Below are 16,564 nucleotides of genomic sequence, written 5' to 3'. Positions count from 1 at the left end.
GGCCGCGCCGCCCTCGTCCACCGCACAGGCCGCGCCGTGAGCCATTCCCTGCCCGAACCATCGCTAGACATCGGCCGCTTTTCGCTGGACCTGCATCCTCGTGTCTCGCAACCGGCACCGGGCGGGCCGAACGGCCCGCAGCCTGGCCTGGTGTACGGCGCCGACTTCAAGGTCGGCTATACGCCGGCGCTGGCGCGCAATCCGCTCGGGCTGATCCAACTGGTGTTTCCGCAAACCAAGCGCTTCGAGCATACGAACCTCTACGCCTGGAACGTCGACAAGCGCGCTCCCGACACCGGCCACAGCCTGCTGATGGCCCGCTGCCTGTACGGCAGCGACGACGGCCGGGTCGGCGACGCGACCTCCGGCGGCCAACAACGCCGGCTCGGCGCGGACCAATGCTGGCTGGCGGCCGCGCCGCGCGAAACCTGCAAGAGCATCGCCGCGGCGGTGGTTCCTACCGCGACCCTGACCAAGTTCGCCCAGTACGCCGTCGACCTGGTCACCGGCAAGATCGCCAATGCCGGCATGCTCTGGGGCTACTACGTGCTGCCGCCGGGCGCGGCCGGGCAGCCCTACGCGATGCAAGTGCAGCCGCCGCAGGAAACGCGCCTGCGCAGCAACAACGAGCACCTCAGCGCCCTCGCCGGCTTTCTCGGCGTCCCGACCGCCGAGGTCAGGAGCCACATCGACTGAGCGGCCCGCGAGCGCGCCGCCGCGACGGGGACAAAAGAAAAGCGGGCCGAAGCCCGCTTTTCTCCGATCGCGGCGATGCGCTGGCCGATTACTCGGCGGCCACGCCCTCGCCTTCTTCCACGGCCTTCATCGACAGGCGGATGCGGCCCTGCTTGTCGACTTCCAGCACCTTGACCTTGACCAGGTCGCCTTCCTTGAGCTTGTCGCTGACCTTCTCGACGCGCTCGTTGGAGATCTGCGAGACGTGGACCAGACCGTCCTTGCCCGGCAGGATGGTCACGAAGGCGCCGAAGTCCATGATCTTGGCGACCTTGCCTTCGTAGATGCGGCCCGGCTCGACGTCGGACACGATCTGGTCGATGCGCGCCTTCGCGGCCTGGGCGGCGGCGGCGTTCACCGAGGCGATGACGATGGTGCCGTCGTCCTGGATGTCGATCTGGGTGCCGGTTTCCTTGGTGATGGCCTGGATGGTCGAACCGCCCTTGCCGATCACTTCGCGGATCTTGTCCGGGTGGATCTTCATCGTCAGCAGGCGCGGCGCGTACTCGCTCAGCTCGCCGCGCGGCGCGGTGATGGCGTTGGCCATCTCGCCGAGGATGTGCAGGCGGCCGGCCTGGGCCTGGGCCAGGGCGACCTTCATGATCTCTTCGGTGATGCCCTGGATCTTGATGTCCATCTGCAGCGCCGAGATGCCTTCGGCGGTGCCGGCGACCTTGAAGTCCATGTCGCCGAGGTGATCCTCGTCGCCCAGGATGTCGGACAGGACGACGAAGTTGTCGCCTTCCTTGACCAGGCCCATCGCGATGCCGGCGACCGGCGCCTTGATCGGCACGCCGGCGTCCATCAGCGCCAGCGAGCTGCCGCAGACCGAAGCCATCGAGGACGAGCCGTTCGACTCGGTGATTTCCGAGACCACGCGGATGGTGTACGGGAACTCTTCCATGGTCGGCATCACCGCCAGCACGCCGCGCTTGGCGAGGCGGCCGTGGCCGATTTCGCGGCGCTTGGGAGCGCCGAAGCGGCCGCATTCGCCGACCGAGTACGGCGGGAAGTTGTAATGGAACAGGAAGTGTTCCTTGTACTCGCCCGAGACGGCGTCAATGATCTGGCCGTCGCGCGCGGTGCCGAGGGTGGCGACCACGATCGCCTGGGTCTCGCCGCGGGTGAACAGCGAGGAGCCGTGGGTGCGCGGCAGCACGCCGACCTTGGAAGCGATCGGGCGCACGGTGTCGAGCGCGCGGCCGTCGATGCGGACCTTGGTGGTCAGCACGGCGTTGCGCATGGTCTGGTACTCGAGCTCGCCGAATTCCTTCGACAGCTCGGCGCCGTTCCAGCCTTCGGCTTCGGCGCGGCCGGCCAGCGAAGCCAGCACGTCCTTCTTGATCGCGCCGATCGCGTCGCGGCGCTGCAGCTTGTCGCGCACCTGGAAAGCCTCGGCCAGCTGGCCGCCGACCGCTTCCTTCAGCGCCGAGATCATGGCGTCGTTCTTGGCCGGAGCTTCCCAGCTCGACGGCTTGGTGCCGGCTTCCACGACCAGTTCGTTGATCGCGTTGATGACCTTCTGCATCTCGCGATGGCCGAACATCACCGCGCCGAGCATGACCTCTTCGGACAGCATCTTGGCTTCGGATTCGACCATCAGCACCGCGTTCGAGGTGCCGGCGACGACCAGTTCCAGCTCGGAATCGGCCAGTTCGGTCGCGGTCGGGTTGAGCAGGTACTGGCCGTTCTTGTAACCGACCTTGGCCGCGCCGATCGGGCCCTGGAACGGCGTGCCGGCCAGCGCCAGGGCGGCCGAGGCGCCGATCAGCGCCGGGATGTCGCCGTCGACTTCCGGGTTCAGCGACATCACCGTGGCGATGATCTGAACTTCGTTCTTGTAGTCTTCGGGGAACAGCGGACGGATCGGACGGTCGATCAGGCGCGAGATCAGCGTTTCCTTCTCGGTCGCGCGGCCTTCACGCTTGAAGAAGCCGCCCGGGATGCGACCGCCGGCGTAGAACTTCTCCTGGTAATCCACGGTCAGCGGGAAGAAGTCCTGGCCCTCGCGCGCGCTCTTGGCGGCGACGGCGCTCACCAGCAGTACGGTGTCGTCCATCTTCACGATGACGGCGCCGCTGGCCTGACGGGCGACTTCGCCGGTCTCCAGGGTCACCTGATGGTTGCCGTACTGGAAGGTCTTGGTAATTTTTGCCACGTTGGGTTCCTTCGGTATCTATGCGTTCCGGTCGGAGCCCTTGCTCCGCTCCGGTCGGCCGCCGGCGCAGCGACCTGAGGATGGTTGTGTTTCGCGCGCGCTCCGGCGCTGCATCGCACGTGGCCCGAAGGCCGGTCCAGTTCGGCGGTCGCGCTCGCGTACCGTCGCTGGCGGCGCTGCCTCCTGCATCGCCCGGCGGAGCTTTCGTGCCCGCCAAAACAAACCGCGGCGCATCGCTGCGCCGCGGTTGGGTGTCCGGTTAGCGGCGCAGACCGAGCTTCTCGATCAGGGCCTTGTAGCGCTCGCCGTCTTTGCGCTTCAGATAGTCGAGCAGGCTGCGACGGCGGTTGACCATCATCAGCAGGCCGCGGCGGCTGTGGTGATCCTGCTTGTGCTGCTTGAAGTGACCGGTCAGCAGTTCGATGCGGGCGGTCAGCAGGGCGACCTGGACTTCCGGCGAACCGGTGTCGTTGGCGCCGCGCTTGTTATCTTCGATGATCTTGTTGGTGTCGATCGACATGACGATTTCTCTTTAGATGCGCGGCCCGCAGAAGCGAATCGGTCGCGGCCCGAGGCCGTCCCGACGCACCGCTTGGCCCGCCGTTTGCTTAGTGAGGAATGCCGTTCTCGCGATCTCCGCGGCGCGTGCGCCGGGAAGTGCTTGAAAAGCGGCGGGATTGTAACAGCCCGGAAGCACGAATGCGACCCGCGGGCCGATCGGCGGGCAAGAACCTTCCCCTGTTCAGTTTTCCGGGCGAACCGCCTCGGCCGCGCCCGCCGGCTCAACCGCCCTGCGCGGCCCAACGGAACAGCCGTTGCGGCTGCAACCGGCCCTCGCCCTGGCGCAGGCCCAGGCCGAGGCAGCGCCCGGCCTCGCCGAACACCGCGACCAGGCCCGGCTCGCCGGCCTCGCAGGCCACCGCCTGGCCGCGGCCCAGGCGCTGCGCCGCGGCCGCGTCCAGTTCGACCCGGCCGAACCCGCTGAGCCCGGCCTCGATCGGCAGCAGGCAGGCGTCCAGCGCCCGGTCGCCGCCCTGCCCGGCCAGCTCGCGCAGTTGCTCCAGGGTGGTCATCTGCGGCTGCAGGAAGGGCTCGACCCACAGCCGGCGCAGGCTGGCGACGTGCGCGCCGCAGCCCAGGGCCTCGCCGAGGTCGCGCACCAGGCTGCGCACGTAGGTGCCCGAGCCGCATTCCACATGCAGATGCAGGCGCGGGCCGGCGCGGCCGGTCAGGCTCAGCGACTGCACCGCCACCTCGCGTTCGGGCGCCTCGATCGCCTCGCCGCGGCGGGCCTTGGCGTACAGCGGCTCGCCGCCCTGCTTGAGCGCGGAATAGATCGGCGCGCGCTGGCGGATGATGCCGCGCAGCGGCGCCAGCGCGGCCTCGATCGCCGCATCGTCGAACTCCGGCACCGGCCGTTCGCGCAGCGGCGCGCCGTCGGCGTCGTCGCTGTCGGTGGTCAGGCCGAGCACGGCGGTGGTGATGTAGGCCTTGCGCGCGCCGAGCAACAGACCGGCGATCTTGGTCGCCTCGCCGAAGCACAGCGGCAGCAGCCCGGTGGCCAACGGGTCCAGGCTGCCGGTGTGGCCGCCCTTCTCCGCGTGGAACAGGTGCCGCGCCTGCTGCAGGGCCTGGTTCGAGCTCAGGCCCTGTGGTTTGTCGAGCAGCAGGATGCCGTCGACCGTGCGCCATTGGCGTTTACGCGTGGTGTTCAAGCAGGGCGTCCGGGTTCGAAGTTCGCAGCCGCGCAGGCCGCAAGGCGGATGGCCGAATGCTCCCATATTGCGCGGCCCGCGGCGCGTGAAGCGACGCGCGCCGACCGGCGGTCGGCGTCGCGCGCGACGGCCGGAGCGGCCATGGGATCTGGGTTGGGTCCCGCAGCGGCGGGCGGACCGGAGCGGACCGCCCGGACGACGGCTCAGCCGGCCTTGCCGCTGCCGTCGCTGTCGTCGCCCGCGGCCGGCGGCAGGTCGCGCAACAGGGTGTTGATGCGTTCGCCGCGGTCGACCGAGTCGTCGTAATGGAAGTGCAGCTCCGGCACGTGGCGCAGCTTCATCGCCCGGCCGAGCTGGTAGCGCAGTTCGCGCGCCAGTTCCTTGAGCGCCTTGACCGCCTCGGCGGCGCGCTCGCTCTGCAACGCGGTCACGAACACCTTGGCGTGGGCCAGGTCGCGGCTGATTTCGACGTCGGACACGCTGACCGACGGCAGGCCGTGCTCGCGCACGGCCTCGTGCACCAGCGTCCCGAGCTCGCGGCGGAGCTGGGCGGAAACGCGATCGGTGCGGTGGAACGATTTGCTTGGCATTTATCGGGAATCGAGAGTGGGGAATCGGGAATCGGAGAAAGCAAGGCCGCTAGGCCGGGACGCTTCGCGAAGACTCCCGACTCCCGGCCTTACGGAGAGTCGGCGGGCCGGAGAAGAACCGGTCGCCCGGAATCGCTCTCGCGATTCCCGACTTCCGATTCCCCATTCCCGGCTTACAGCGTGCGCTGCACCTCGATGCGCTCGAAGCACTCGATCTGGTCGCCCGGCTTGACGTCGTTGTACTGCTTGACGCCGATGCCGCACTCGGTGCCGTTGCGCACTTCGTCGACGTTCTCCTTGAAGCGGCGCAGCGATTCCAGCTCGCCCTCGAAGATCACCGCGTTGTCGCGCAGCACGCGGATCGGCTTGCTGCGCTTGACCACGCCTTCCACGACCATGCAGCCGGCGACCGCGCCGAACTTCGAGCTGCGGAACACGTCGCGCACTTCGGCGATGCCGATGATCTCTTCGCGGATCTCGACGCCGAGGATGCCCGAAGCGACCTGCTTCACCTGGTCGATCACGTCATAGATGATCGAGAAGTAGCGCAGGTCGACGCCGTTGGACTCGATGATGCGGCGGGCCGAAGCGTCGGCGCGGACGTTGAAGCCGATCACCGTGGCCTTGGCGGTGGCCGCGGCGTTGGCGTCGGACTCGGTGATGCCGCCGACGCCCGAGCTGATCACGTTGATCCGGATCTGGTCGTTGGACAGCGCCATCAGCGCCTGGCGCAGCGCTTCCACCGAACCCTGCACGTCGGCCTTGACCACCAGGTTGAGGCTCAGCTGGCCCTCGCCCTTGCCCATCTGGGCCATGATGTCTTCCATGCGGTTGCCGGCCTGGGCGACCAGGCGCGACTCGCGGCGCTTGGCATCGCGCTGCTGCGCCACGTCCTTGGCCAGGCGTTCGTCGTCGACGACCACGAAGTCGTCGCCGGCGTCGGGCACGCCCGACAGGCCCAGCACCTGCACCGGAATCGACGGACCGGCGCTTTCGACCTGCTTGCCGGTTTCGTCGAACAGGGCGCGGACGCGGCCGTAATGCACGCCGCAGACCAGGTAGTCGCCCTTCTTGAGCTGGCCCTGCTGGACCAGCACGGTGGCGACCGGGCCGCGGCCCTTGTCGAGCGCGGATTCGATCACCGTACCGGTGGCGCGGCCGACCGGCACCGCCTGCAGTTCGAGCACTTCGGCCTGCAGCGAGATCGCGTCGAGCAGATCGTCCACGCCGGCGCCGGTCTTGGCCGACAGCTCGACCATCTGGGTCTCGCCGCCGAAATCCTCGGCCACGACTTCTTCGCCGAGCAGTTCGTTCTTGACCCGCAGCGGATCGGCGTCGGACTTGTCGATCTTGTTGATCGCCACGATCAGCGGCACGCCGGCCGCCTTGGCGTGCTGCACCGCTTCCTTGGTCTGCGGCATGACGCCGTCGTCGGCGGCGACCACCAGCACGACGATGTCGGTCAGCTTGGCGCCGCGCGCGCGCATCGAGGTGAAGGCGGCGTGGCCCGGGGTGTCGAGGAAGCTGATCACGCCCTTTGCCGTTTCGACGTGGTAGGCGCCGATGTGCTGGGTGATGCCGCCGGCTTCGCCCGAGGCGACCTTGGTCCGGCGGATGTAGTCCAGCAGCGAGGTCTTGCCGTGGTCGACGTGGCCCATGATCGTGACCACCGGCGGACGCGCGGACTTCTCGCCCTGCGTCTCTTCGACGTGCGCGATCAGCGCGTCCTCGGCGTCGTTGGCGTTGGCCTTGATCACGGTGTGGCCGAGCTCTTCGGTCACCAGCGACGCAGTGTCGTGATCGATGGACTGGTTGATGGTCGCCATGACGCCCATCTTGAACAGCGCCTTGACCACGTCGCCGCCCTTCAGCGCGAGCTTCTGCGCCAGGTCGGCCACGGTGATGGTGTCGCCGATCGCGACTTCGCGCACGATCGGCGCGGTCGGACGCGAGAAGCCGTGCTGGCCGCCGCCGGAGCGCGACTGCTCGGAATGGCGGCGCGGCTGCGGCTTGGACTTGCCGCGCGAGCTGCTGCTGCGGCGGGCGCGGTCGGAGGCGCTGAGGTGCAGCTGGCCGGCGAAGCGGTTGGCCGCATCGTCGTCCTCGACCCCGGCGACCATCGCGTGCGAGCCGCGGGTCTTGTGGCGCGCGGCGCTGTTGCGGTCGTCGGCGCGCGGCGCGACGGCCGGAGCCGGCTTGGGATGACCGTGGCCGTGGGTGGCCGGCGGCTTGCGCGCCGGCTCCTGCTCGTCGGCCGGCGCGGCCGCGCTGGCGTCGGCGAGCTTCGCCCGCGCCTCTTCCTCGGCCTTGGCCCGTGCGGCGTCCTCGGCGACCTGGCGCGCGGCTTCGGCGGCCTCGGCGCGGCGGCGGTCGCTGTCGGCCAGGCGCTGCTGCTCGGCCAGGTTGCGCTGCTTGGATTCTTCGAGCTTGCGCAGGATCTCCGCGCGCTCGTCGTCTTCCGACACGGCCGAACCGGCCTCGTTCGGCTTGACCAAGGTCACCTTCTTGCGCACCACCACGTCGACCGTGGTGCGGTTCTTGCCGCCGCCGACGGTGATTTCCTGCTTGCGGCTGCGGTTGAGGGTGATCTTCTTCGCCGCCTCGTCCGCATCGGCCGGCTTGTCGGCCTTGCCGTGGGAGCGCTTGAGGAAGCCGAGCAGCTTGACTTTTTCGATGCTGGTCACGACCTGGTCGGGGCCGCTGAACTTCATGCCGGCCTCGGCCAGCTGTTCCAGCAACTTCTCGACCGGCGTGTTCACCAGTTCGGCCAGCTTGCGGATGGTGGTTTGCTGCGACATTCGGTTTTTCCGTGTCCTCGTGGCGCGGGACGGATCCCGCGCGTGATGGCGCCATTCTAGCTCCGCGCGCGCCGCACGACCGGCTCGCGCAGGCCGTCTTGGCCTGCCCGCGGACCGGGCCATGCCCGATCCTGCGAATCCGCCCCCGGCCGGGCCGGTGGCGGGGTGCCGCAAGACGCTCCCCGGAGCCTCTTGCGGCGGTATTTACCTCGACTCGCTAATTCACTCGAACCAGTGCTTGCGCGCTTCCATGATCAGGGCCTTGGCCCGCTCCTCGTCCACGCCCTCGATGTCGGTCAGCTCGTCGGTGGCCAGGTCGGCCAGGTCGTCGCGGGTGACCACGCCGCGCGAGGCGAGGGTGAAGGCCAGCGCCTCGTCCATGCCGTCCAGCGACAACAGGTCGGCGGCGGGCTGGTGCTCGTCGAGCTCCTCTTCCGCGGCCAGGGCCTCGTTGAGCAGGGCGTCGCGGGCGCGGGCGCGCAGTTCCTCGACGATGTCCTCGTCGAAGCCCTCCACCGCGAGCAGCTCGCCGACCGGCACGTAGGCGATTTCCTCGACCGTGCTGAAGCCTTCCGAGACCAGGATGCCGGCGATTTCCTCGTCGACCTCGAGCTTGTCCTGGAACAGCTGGCGCGCCGAGGCCTGTTCGGCTTCGGACTTGGCGGTGACCTGGTCCTGGGTCATGACGTTGAGCTGCCAGCCCGACAGGCGGCTGGCCAGGCGCACGTTCTGGCCGCCCTTGCCGATCGCCTGGGCCAGACGGTCCTCGGCCACGGCCAGGTCCATCGAATGCTTTTCTTCGTCGACGATGATCGACTGCACTTCCGCCGGCGCCATCGCGTTGATCACGAACTGGGCCGGGTTGTCCGACCACAGCACGATGTCCACGCGCTCGCCGTTGAGCTCGTTCGACACCGCCTGCACGCGCGAACCGCGCATGCCGATGCAGGCGCCGATCGGATCGGTGCGGTTGTCGTGGGCGAGCACGGCGATCTTGGCGCGGTCGCCCGGATCGCGTGCGCAGGCCTTGATCGAGACCAGGCCCTGGCCGACTTCCGGCACTTCCAGCTTGAACAGCTCCATCATGAATTCCGGCGCGGCGCGGCTGATGAACAGCTGCGGGCCGCGCGGCTCGGTGCGCACGTCCTGCAGGTAGCCGCGGACGCGGTCGCCGGCGCGCAGCACGTCGCGCGGGATGCCCTTGTCCTTGGGGATGATCGCCTCGGCGTTGCCGCCCAGGTCGACGTAGATGTTGCCGCGCTCCACCCGCTTGACGATGCCGGTGACCAGCTCGCCGACCCGGTCCTTCCAGGCGTCGACGACCTGCGCGCGCTCGGCCTCGCGCACGCGCTGCACGATCACCTGCTTGGCGGCCTGGGCGGCGATGCGGCCGAACTCGGGGTTTTCGATCTGTTCTTCGATGTAGTCTCCGACCTCGACGCCCTCGACTTCGTCGACCGCGTCCATCAGGCGGATCTGCCGGTCCGGCGACTCCATGACCACGTCGTCGGCCACCACTTCCATGCGGCGGAAAGTCTCGTAGTTGCCGTCCTTCTGGTCGATGGACACGCGCACCAGCACGTCCTCGTCGTGGTAGCGCTTCTTCGCGGCCGACGCCAACGCGGCTTCGATGGCCTCGAAGATGACCTCGCGCGGCACGCCCTTTTCGTTGGCGACCGCATCCACCACCAGCAACAGTTCCTTGCTCATTTCGTCACTCCGCACGGGTCGGCGTTCCGCCGCCGGCTATTCGGGTTGGTATTCGGCTGGAAGCGCCCGGCGCTCCCATGTTCGTCACTTCTTCTTCGAGGCGTCCTGCTTCGAAGCCTTGTCCTTGGCCGGCTTGCCGCGGCTCGGGCTGCCCTTGCTCGGGGCGAAGCCCAGCGCGGCCCAGTCCGGCACGATCCGGCCCTTGTCGATGTTCGAGAACGGCACCGCGAAGCGCACGCCGTCGATCGCGAACGCGACCTGCTCGCCTTCCACGCCGAGGATCTCCCCCTGCAGGCGGCGACGGCCCTCGTGCGGCAGCTTGAGGCCGACCTTGACGGTCTGCCCGGCGAAACGGCGGTAATGCTCGAGCGTGAACAGCGGCCGGTCGATGCCCGGCGAAGACACTTCCAGGGTGTAGTTGCCGCTGATCGGATCCTCGACGTCGAGCTGCGCCGACACTTCGCGGCTGACCGCCTCGCAGTCTTCGATGCTCACCGAGCGCGGTTCCTCGCCTTCCGGCGTGGCGTCGACTTCCGCCGCCGGCACGTCGATGTACAGGCGCAGGGTCGCGCTGCCCGGCGCGGGCAGGTATTCGATGCCGAGCAACTCCACGCCCAACGACTCGATGGTCGGGGCGAGCATTGCGGCGATTTGGCTGGCCTTGTCCGTCACGCGCCGGAACTCCCTATGTTGCGATTGCCAAGAGGTGCGACTGGTACGACCAATCTTTGGATACGCGAAGCTTGTGTACGCGAAGCGGTATATAGCGGGGCCCTGCGGCGCGGCGCGAACCGCATCGCGTCCCGGATTACGGAAACCCGGATTACGGAAACGCAGAAACGACAAAGGGCCCGTTGGGCCCCTTGTCCGTTACCGCTGGATTTCGGCGTGGCCGCGCGAGCAGAGCGCGACCACAAAGCCCGAGCCTTAGCCGAAAAGAAAGCCCCATCGGAGGCATTCCCTCAGCCGAAGCTGGTAGCGGGGGCAGGATTTGAACCTGCGACCTTCGGGTTATGAGCCCGACGAGCTGCCAGACTGCTCCACCCCGCATCAGGCCGACCATGATAGCGGCCGGCATCACTTCCTGCAAGCCTCCGATCTCGATTCGGGATCTTCCGCTTGCCCTGCGTTCCGTCGTCGTTGCCGACTGCGTCTCGCAGGACCGCAATAATAAGGCGGTTTCAAAATTATTCAAGTCTTATTTTGGGGACTCGGGACTCGGGATTCGGGACTCGGGATTCGGGACTCGGGATTCGGGACTCGGGACTCGGGATTCGGGATTCGGGATTCGGGATTCGGGATTCGGGATTCGGGATTCGGGATTCGGGATTCGGGATTGGACTTGGGACTTGGGACTTGGGACTTGGGACTTGGGACTTGGGACTTGGGACTTGGGACTTGGACTTGGACTTGGACTTGGGACTTGGGACTTGGGACTTGGACGCGACGTCCCGCACGCCATCCCCCGCCCCCGCCTTTCGAGTCCCGAGTCCCGAGTCCCGAGTCCCGAGTCCCGAAACCCGAAACCCGAAACCCGAAAAAGCGAAAGGGCCGCAAAGCGGCCCTCCCGTCATACCCCGTGGCCGAAAAACTCAGGCCTGGAAGGCGCGCAGGCACCAATCCATGATCGGGTTCCAGGCGATGCCCAGCGCCAGCAGGCCCAGGGCGTTGACGCCGAACACCACGCGCAGCGGGCGGTCGTCGCTCGGCGCCGGCATCTTGCCGTCCGGCTCGTCGAAGTACATCGCCTTGATCACGCGCAGGTAGTAGAAGGCGCCGACCACCGCGAACACGATGCCGACGATCGCCAGCCACAGCATGTCGCCGTGCAGCGCGGCCTTGAGCACCGCCAGCTTGGCCCAGAAGCCCAGGAACGGCGGCAGGCCGGCCAACGAGGCCATCACGCACAGGACCATGCCGGCCATCCACGGGCTGCGCGCGTTGAGGCCCTTGTAGTCGTCGATCTTGTCGGCCTCGAAGCCGCGGCCGGACATGACGATGATCGCGGCGAAGGCCGCGGCCGACATCAGCGAGTAGCTGATCGCGTAGAACGCCGCCGCGGCGAAGCCCTGCCCCCCGCCGCCGGCCATGCCGATGAACAGGAAGCCGACGTGGGACACGGTCGAATACGCGAGCAGGCGCTTGAGGTTGGTCTGAACCAGCGCGCTGAGGTTGCCGATCGCCAGCGACAGCACCGCCAGGCCCGCCAGCAGCAGGCGCCAGTGGCCCTCCTGGCCGGCCGCGCCGACTTCGAGCAAGCGGTAGGTCATGCCGAACGCCGCCAGCTTCGGCGCCGCGCCGATGAACAGCGTGATCGGGGTCGGCGCGCCCTGGTAAACGTCCGGCAGCCACATGTGGAACGGCGCCGCGCCGAACTTGAAGGCGATGCCCGCGACCACGAACACCACGCCGGTGACCAGCATCAGCGAGGACGGGCCGACCTGGCCGGCGACCGCGATCTGGTCGAGCATCAGGCTGCCGGTGGCGCCGTAGATCAGCGACAGGCCGTACAGCAGCAGGCCCGAGGCCAGCGCGCCGAGGACGAAGTACTTGATCGCCGCTTCCGAGGCCAGCGGGCTGTCGCGATCCACCGCGACCAGCGCGTAGGAGCACAGCGCCAGCATTTCCAGGCCCAGGTAGACCATCACCAGGCTGCCGGCGGAGACCAGCAGCATCATGCCGGCCAGGGCGAACAGCATCAGCACCGCGACTTCGCCCTTGTACAGGCCGCGCGAGCGCAGGTAGGGCCAGGTGTAGATCAGCGACAGGATGCCGACCACGCCGATGCCGAGCTTGAGCACGTCCGCGGCGGTATCGCGCACGAACATCCCGGCCAGGACCGAGCCGTGGCCGCCGACGTCGAAGGCGATCAGCGCGGTGGCGACCGCGACCGTCGCGATCGCGAACACGTGGGAGACGATGCGATTGCGCTCCTCGACGAACAGGTCGAGCATCAACAGCGCGAACGCGCCGAGGATCACCACCAGTTCGGGCAGCAGGGGCATCAGATCGGCGAAGGTCCGTACGGGCATGTTCATTAGTGCATCTCTTGGCGGCTTCGAGCCTAGCTCTAGGAGCGAGCGGAGAGGAGTGAGAAGTGAGCGGCGGGCGCTCGTGCCTTTCTCTCGCTCCTCGCTCCTCGCTTCTGCTCACTTCTGCGCGGGCAAGGCCCGCGCGTTTTACAGCTTGCTGGCGACGATCTGGCTGGCCAGATTGGCGATCGCCGGCTCCATCAGGTCGGTCAGCGGCTTCGGCCACACGCCCAGGATCAGCACGCCGGCGGCGAACACGCCCAACACCAGCGCTTCGCGCGGGTTGATGTCCTCCAGCTCGGCGACGTGGGCGTTGCCGACCTCGCCCCAGATCACCCGCTTGACCAGCCACAGGGTGTAGCCGGCGCCGACGATCAGGGTGGTGGCCGCGCCGAACGCGACCAGCGGATGCTGCTGGAACGCGGCCAGGATGACCATGAACTCGCCGACGAAACCGGAGGTGCCCGGCAGGCCCGAGTTGGCCATCGCGAACAGGACCACGAACGCGGCGAACCACGGCATCACGTTGGCGACGCCGCCGTAGTCCTTGATCATGCGGCTGTGCATGCGGTCGTAGAGCACGCCGACGCAGGTGAACATCGCGCCGGAAACGAAGCCGTGGCTGATCATCTGCACCATCGCGCCCTGCAGGCCCAGGCGCGCGGCGTCGGTGCCGTGCGCGTCGCCGTTGTGGACCAGGGCGAAGGCGATGAAGGTGCCCAGGGTGACGAAGCCCATGTGCGAAACCGACGAGTACGCGATCAGCTTCTTCATGTCGTCCTGGACCAGGGCGACCAGGCCGACGTAGATGATCGCGATCAGGCTCAGCGCGATCACCAGCCAGGCCCACTCGTGGCCGGCGTCCGGCACGATCGGCAGGACGAAGCGCAGGAAGCCGTAGCCGCCGATCTTCAGCATGATCGCGGCCAGGATCACCGAGCCGGCGGTCGGCGCCTCGACGTGCGCGTCCGGCAACCAAGTGTGGACCGGGAACATCGGCACCTTGACCGCGAAGGCGATCAGGAAGCCGAAGAAGATCCACATCTGCTCGGTCGCGGTGAGCTGCAGCGCGTACATGTCCGCCAACTGCCAGCTGCCGCCCTTCAGGTACAGGTAGATCAGCCCGACCAGCATGAACACCGAGCCGAGGAAGGTGTACAGGAAGAACTTCACCGAGGCGTAGACGCGGCGCGGGCCGCCCCAGACGCCGATGATGATGAACATCGGGATCAGCATGCCCTCGAAGAACACGTAGAACAGCATCGCGTCCAGGGCGGAGAACACGCCGACCATCAGGCCTTCCAGGATCAGGAAGGTGGCGTAGTACTGGTGGACCCGCTTGTCGATCGAGGTCCAGGCGCTGATCAGCACCAGCATCGAGGTCAGCGTGGTCAGCGCGATCAGCGCCGCCGAGATGCCGTCCGCGCCGAGGTGGTAGCGGATGTCGTAGGCCGGGATCCAGGCGTGGTCTTCGACCAATTGCATGCTCGCGCTGGCGAAGTCGCCATGGCTGAACATCAGCAGGCTCAGGCCGAGGGTGGCGATGGCCACGATCAGCGCGAACCAGCGCGCGGTGTTGGCGCGCTCGTTGCCGAACGCGAGGGTGGCGAAGCCGCCGAGAATCGGCAGCCAGATCAGGAGGCTAAGCAAGGGCACGGGGCTCACGTCGGGTGTCCTTGTCGGATTAGTGCCAGTAACGGATGACGACGGCGAGCAGAGCAATCAGGCCGACAATCATCGCGAAGGCGTAGTGGTAGAGATAACCGGACTGGACCCGGCGGGCGAGATTGGCGACGAAGCCGACCAGGCTGGCGCTGCCGTTGACCGCGGCGCCGTCGATCAGCTTGCTGTCGAACAGGCGCGAGACCTTGCCCAGGCCGACGCCGCCGGCGGCGAAACCGTCGATCCACAGGTTGTCCATGCCGTACTTGTTCTCAAGCACGCGGATCGGCAGCGCGAACAGCTTGCGCGCCTTGGCCGGCAGCTCCGGCTTCCACCAGTACATGACCGTAGCCAGCGCGAAGCCCGAGAAGGCGAGCCAGAACGCCGGCGCCTGGAAACCGTGCAGGGCGAACGGCAGCCAGCCGTGCCAGGCTTCCGCGCCGACCTGGGCGATGGTGTCGCGCGCCGGCTGCAGGTCGATCGCGCCGAGGAAGAACGGCAGCTGCTTGGCGTGGCCGGACATGTCGGTGCCGAACAGCATCGGACCGGCGGTGAAGATGCCGATCAGCACCGACGGAATCGCCAGCAGCATCAACGGCAGGGTCACCACCCACGGCGACTCGTGCGGCTCGTGCGGGCCGTGGTGGCCGTGATCGTCGTGGGCGTGATCGTCGTGCTTGCCGTGGCCGTGGCCGTCGTGGGCGTGCGCCGCATGATCGTCGTGGCCATGGCCGTGATCGTCGTGGGCGTGCGCGTCGCGGAACCGCTCCTTGCCGTGGAAGGTCAGGTACAGCAGGCGGAAGCTGTAGAACGCGGTGACGAAGGCGCCCAACAGCACCGCCCAGTAGGCGTACTGCGAGACCCAGGTCGCGTGCTCGCCGCTGGCGGCGTGGTGCGCGGCCTCGATGATGGTGTCCTTCGAGTAGAAACCGGCGAAGAACGGCGTGCCGACCAGGGCCAGCGTGCCGAGCAGGCTGGTCCAGTAGGTGATCGGCATGTACTTGCGCAGGCCGCCCATCTTGCGCATGTCCTGCTCGTGGTGCATGCCGATGATGACCGAGCCGGCGGCCAGGAACAGCAGCGCCTTGAAGAAGGCGTGGGTCATCAGGTGGTAGACCGCGGCCGAGTAGGCCGACACGCCCAGCGCCACGGTCATGTAGCCCAGCTGCGACAGGGTCGAGTACGCGACCACGCGCTTGATGTCGTTCTGGACGATGCCGATCAGGCCGGTCCAGAACGCGGTGGTGGCGCCGATGAACAGGACGAAGTTCAGCGCGGTCTGCGACAGCTCGAACAGCGGCGACATGCGCGCGACCATGAAGATGCCCGCGGTGACCATCGTCGCGGCGTGGATCAGCGCCGAGATCGGGGTCGGGCCTTCCATCGAGTCCGGCAGCCAGACGTGCAGCGGCACCTGCGCCGATTTGCCCATCGCACCGATGAACAGGCAGATGCAGATCACCGTCGGCAGCGACCACACGATCGGGTCGGCGCCGCCCCACACCGTGATGGTGCGGCCGGCCAGGGTCGGCGCGTTGGCGAACACGGTGCCGTAGTCGAGCGAGCCCAGCGCCCACAGCACGGCGCCGATGCCGAGCAGGAAGCCGAAATCGCCGACGCGGTTGACCAGGAAGGCCTTGAGGTTGGCGAACACCGCGGTCGGCTTCTTGAACCAGAAGCCGATCAGCAGGTACGAGACCAGGCCCACCGCTTCCCAGCCGAAGAACAGCTGCAGGAAGTTGTTGCTCATGACCAGCATGAGCATCGAGAAGGTGAACAGCGAGATGTAGCTGAAGAAGCGCTGGTAGCCCGGGTCGTCGGCCATGTAGCCGATGGTGTAGACGTGGACCAGCAGCGAGACGAAGGTCACCACGACCATCATCATCGCGGTCAGCTTGTCGACCATGAAGCCGACATGGGCCTCGTAGCCGCCGATCTGGAACCAGGTGTAGACGTTCTCGTTGAACGGCGCGGCGCCCTGCCCCACGAGCTGCCACAGCACGTAGATCGACATCGCGCAGCTGGCGGCGACGCCGAGGATGGTGACCGTGTGCGAGCCGGCGCGGCCGATCTTGCGCCCGAACAGGCCGGCGAGGATCGCGCCGAGCAGCGGCGCGAGCACGACCGCGAGCAGGATGGTCTTGGAAAGTACGACGGGTTGCAT

General features: G+C 67.7%; 11 protein-coding genes and 1 tRNA gene. 1 reads left to right on the top strand and 11 read right to left on the bottom strand.

The window, feature by feature from the left end; all coding sequences use genetic code 11:
• Positions 1-36: 36 nt before the first annotated feature.
• Positions 37-696 (top strand): hypothetical protein, encoded by a 660-nt coding sequence (locus AC3A57_RS08990; protein ID WP_487578595.1) that lies wholly within the window; start codon positions 37-39, stop codon positions 694-696.
• Between the two features lie 88 nt (positions 697-784).
• Here the strand turns inward: AC3A57_RS08990 and pnp are convergent, their stop codons facing one another.
• The 11 genes from pnp to nuoL form a co-directional block, all read right to left on the bottom strand.
• Entirely contained in the window at positions 785-2,893 is a 2,109-nt protein-coding gene (gene pnp, locus AC3A57_RS08985; RefSeq protein WP_487578594.1) for a polyribonucleotide nucleotidyltransferase, read from the bottom strand.
• A gap of 259 nt (positions 2,894-3,152) precedes the next feature.
• The gene (gene rpsO / locus AC3A57_RS08980; protein WP_221672946.1) at positions 3,153-3,413 is read right to left on the bottom strand and encodes a 30S ribosomal protein S15; all 261 of its coding nucleotides are present in this window, start codon (positions 3,411-3,413) and stop codon (positions 3,153-3,155) included.
• 262 nt (positions 3,414-3,675) lie between these two features.
• Positions 3,676-4,608: a tRNA pseudouridine(55) synthase TruB gene (truB, locus tag AC3A57_RS08975; protein ID WP_487578593.1), complete on the bottom strand. Its 933-nt coding sequence runs from the start codon at positions 4,606-4,608 to the stop codon at positions 3,676-3,678.
• A gap of 203 nt (positions 4,609-4,811) precedes the next feature.
• Entirely contained in the window at positions 4,812-5,198 is a 387-nt protein-coding gene (gene rbfA / locus AC3A57_RS08970; protein WP_487578592.1) for a 30S ribosome-binding factor RbfA, read from the bottom strand.
• A gap of 173 nt (positions 5,199-5,371) precedes the next feature.
• Entirely contained in the window at positions 5,372-7,996 is a 2,625-nt protein-coding gene (gene infB, locus AC3A57_RS08965; RefSeq protein WP_487578591.1) for a translation initiation factor IF-2, read from the bottom strand.
• Between the two features lie 222 nt (positions 7,997-8,218).
• Entirely contained in the window at positions 8,219-9,706 is a 1,488-nt protein-coding gene (gene nusA, locus AC3A57_RS08960; protein WP_221672950.1) for a transcription termination factor NusA, read from the bottom strand.
• 84 nt (positions 9,707-9,790) lie between these two features.
• Positions 9,791-10,378 (bottom strand): ribosome maturation factor RimP, encoded by a 588-nt coding sequence (gene rimP, locus AC3A57_RS08955; protein ID WP_221672951.1) that lies wholly within the window; start codon positions 10,376-10,378, stop codon positions 9,791-9,793.
• 301 nt (positions 10,379-10,679) lie between these two features.
• Positions 10,680-10,756 (bottom strand) — tRNA-Met (locus AC3A57_RS08950).
• A 542-nt stretch (positions 10,757-11,298) separates the two neighbouring features.
• A complete protein-coding gene (nuoN, locus tag AC3A57_RS08945) occupies positions 11,299-12,744 on the bottom strand; it encodes an NADH-quinone oxidoreductase subunit NuoN (protein WP_487578590.1) in 1,446 nt (481 codons plus the stop codon).
• A 141-nt stretch (positions 12,745-12,885) separates the two neighbouring features.
• On the bottom strand, positions 12,886-14,403 hold the full coding sequence (locus tag AC3A57_RS08940) for an NADH-quinone oxidoreductase subunit M (protein ID WP_487578589.1): 1,518 nt from the start codon (positions 14,401-14,403) through the stop codon (positions 12,886-12,888).
• A gap of 19 nt (positions 14,404-14,422) precedes the next feature.
• Positions 14,423-16,564, bottom strand: a complete 2,142-nt coding sequence (gene nuoL, locus AC3A57_RS08935; protein WP_487578588.1) for an NADH-quinone oxidoreductase subunit L — start codon at positions 16,562-16,564, stop codon at positions 14,423-14,425.

It is taken from the genome of Lysobacter sp. Soil_C_15 (genome assembly GCF_057657315.1).
The sequence above is the reverse complement of the archived record's forward strand: the minus strand, read 5'-3'. Positions and strand labels throughout refer to the sequence as shown.

Bases quoted from the DNA above. Each gene is read 5' to 3' on its own strand.
- nuoN (WP_487578590.1), bottom strand. From the start codon at position 12,744: ATGAACATGCCCGTACGGACCTTCGCCGATCTGATGCCCCTGCTGCCC.
- nusA (WP_221672950.1), bottom strand. From the start codon at position 9,706: ATGAGCAAGGAACTGTTGCTGGTGGTGGATGCGGTCGCCAACGAAAAG.
- rpsO (WP_221672946.1), bottom strand. From the start codon at position 3,413: ATGTCGATCGACACCAACAAGATCATCGAAGATAACAAGCGCGGCGCC.
- nuoL (WP_487578588.1), bottom strand. From the start codon at position 16,564: ATGCAACCCGTCGTACTTTCCAAGACCATCCTGCTCGCGGTCGTGCTC.
- rbfA (WP_487578592.1), bottom strand. From the start codon at position 5,198: ATGCCAAGCAAATCGTTCCACCGCACCGATCGCGTTTCCGCCCAGCTC.
- infB (WP_487578591.1), bottom strand. From the start codon at position 7,996: ATGTCGCAGCAAACCACCATCCGCAAGCTGGCCGAACTGGTGAACACG.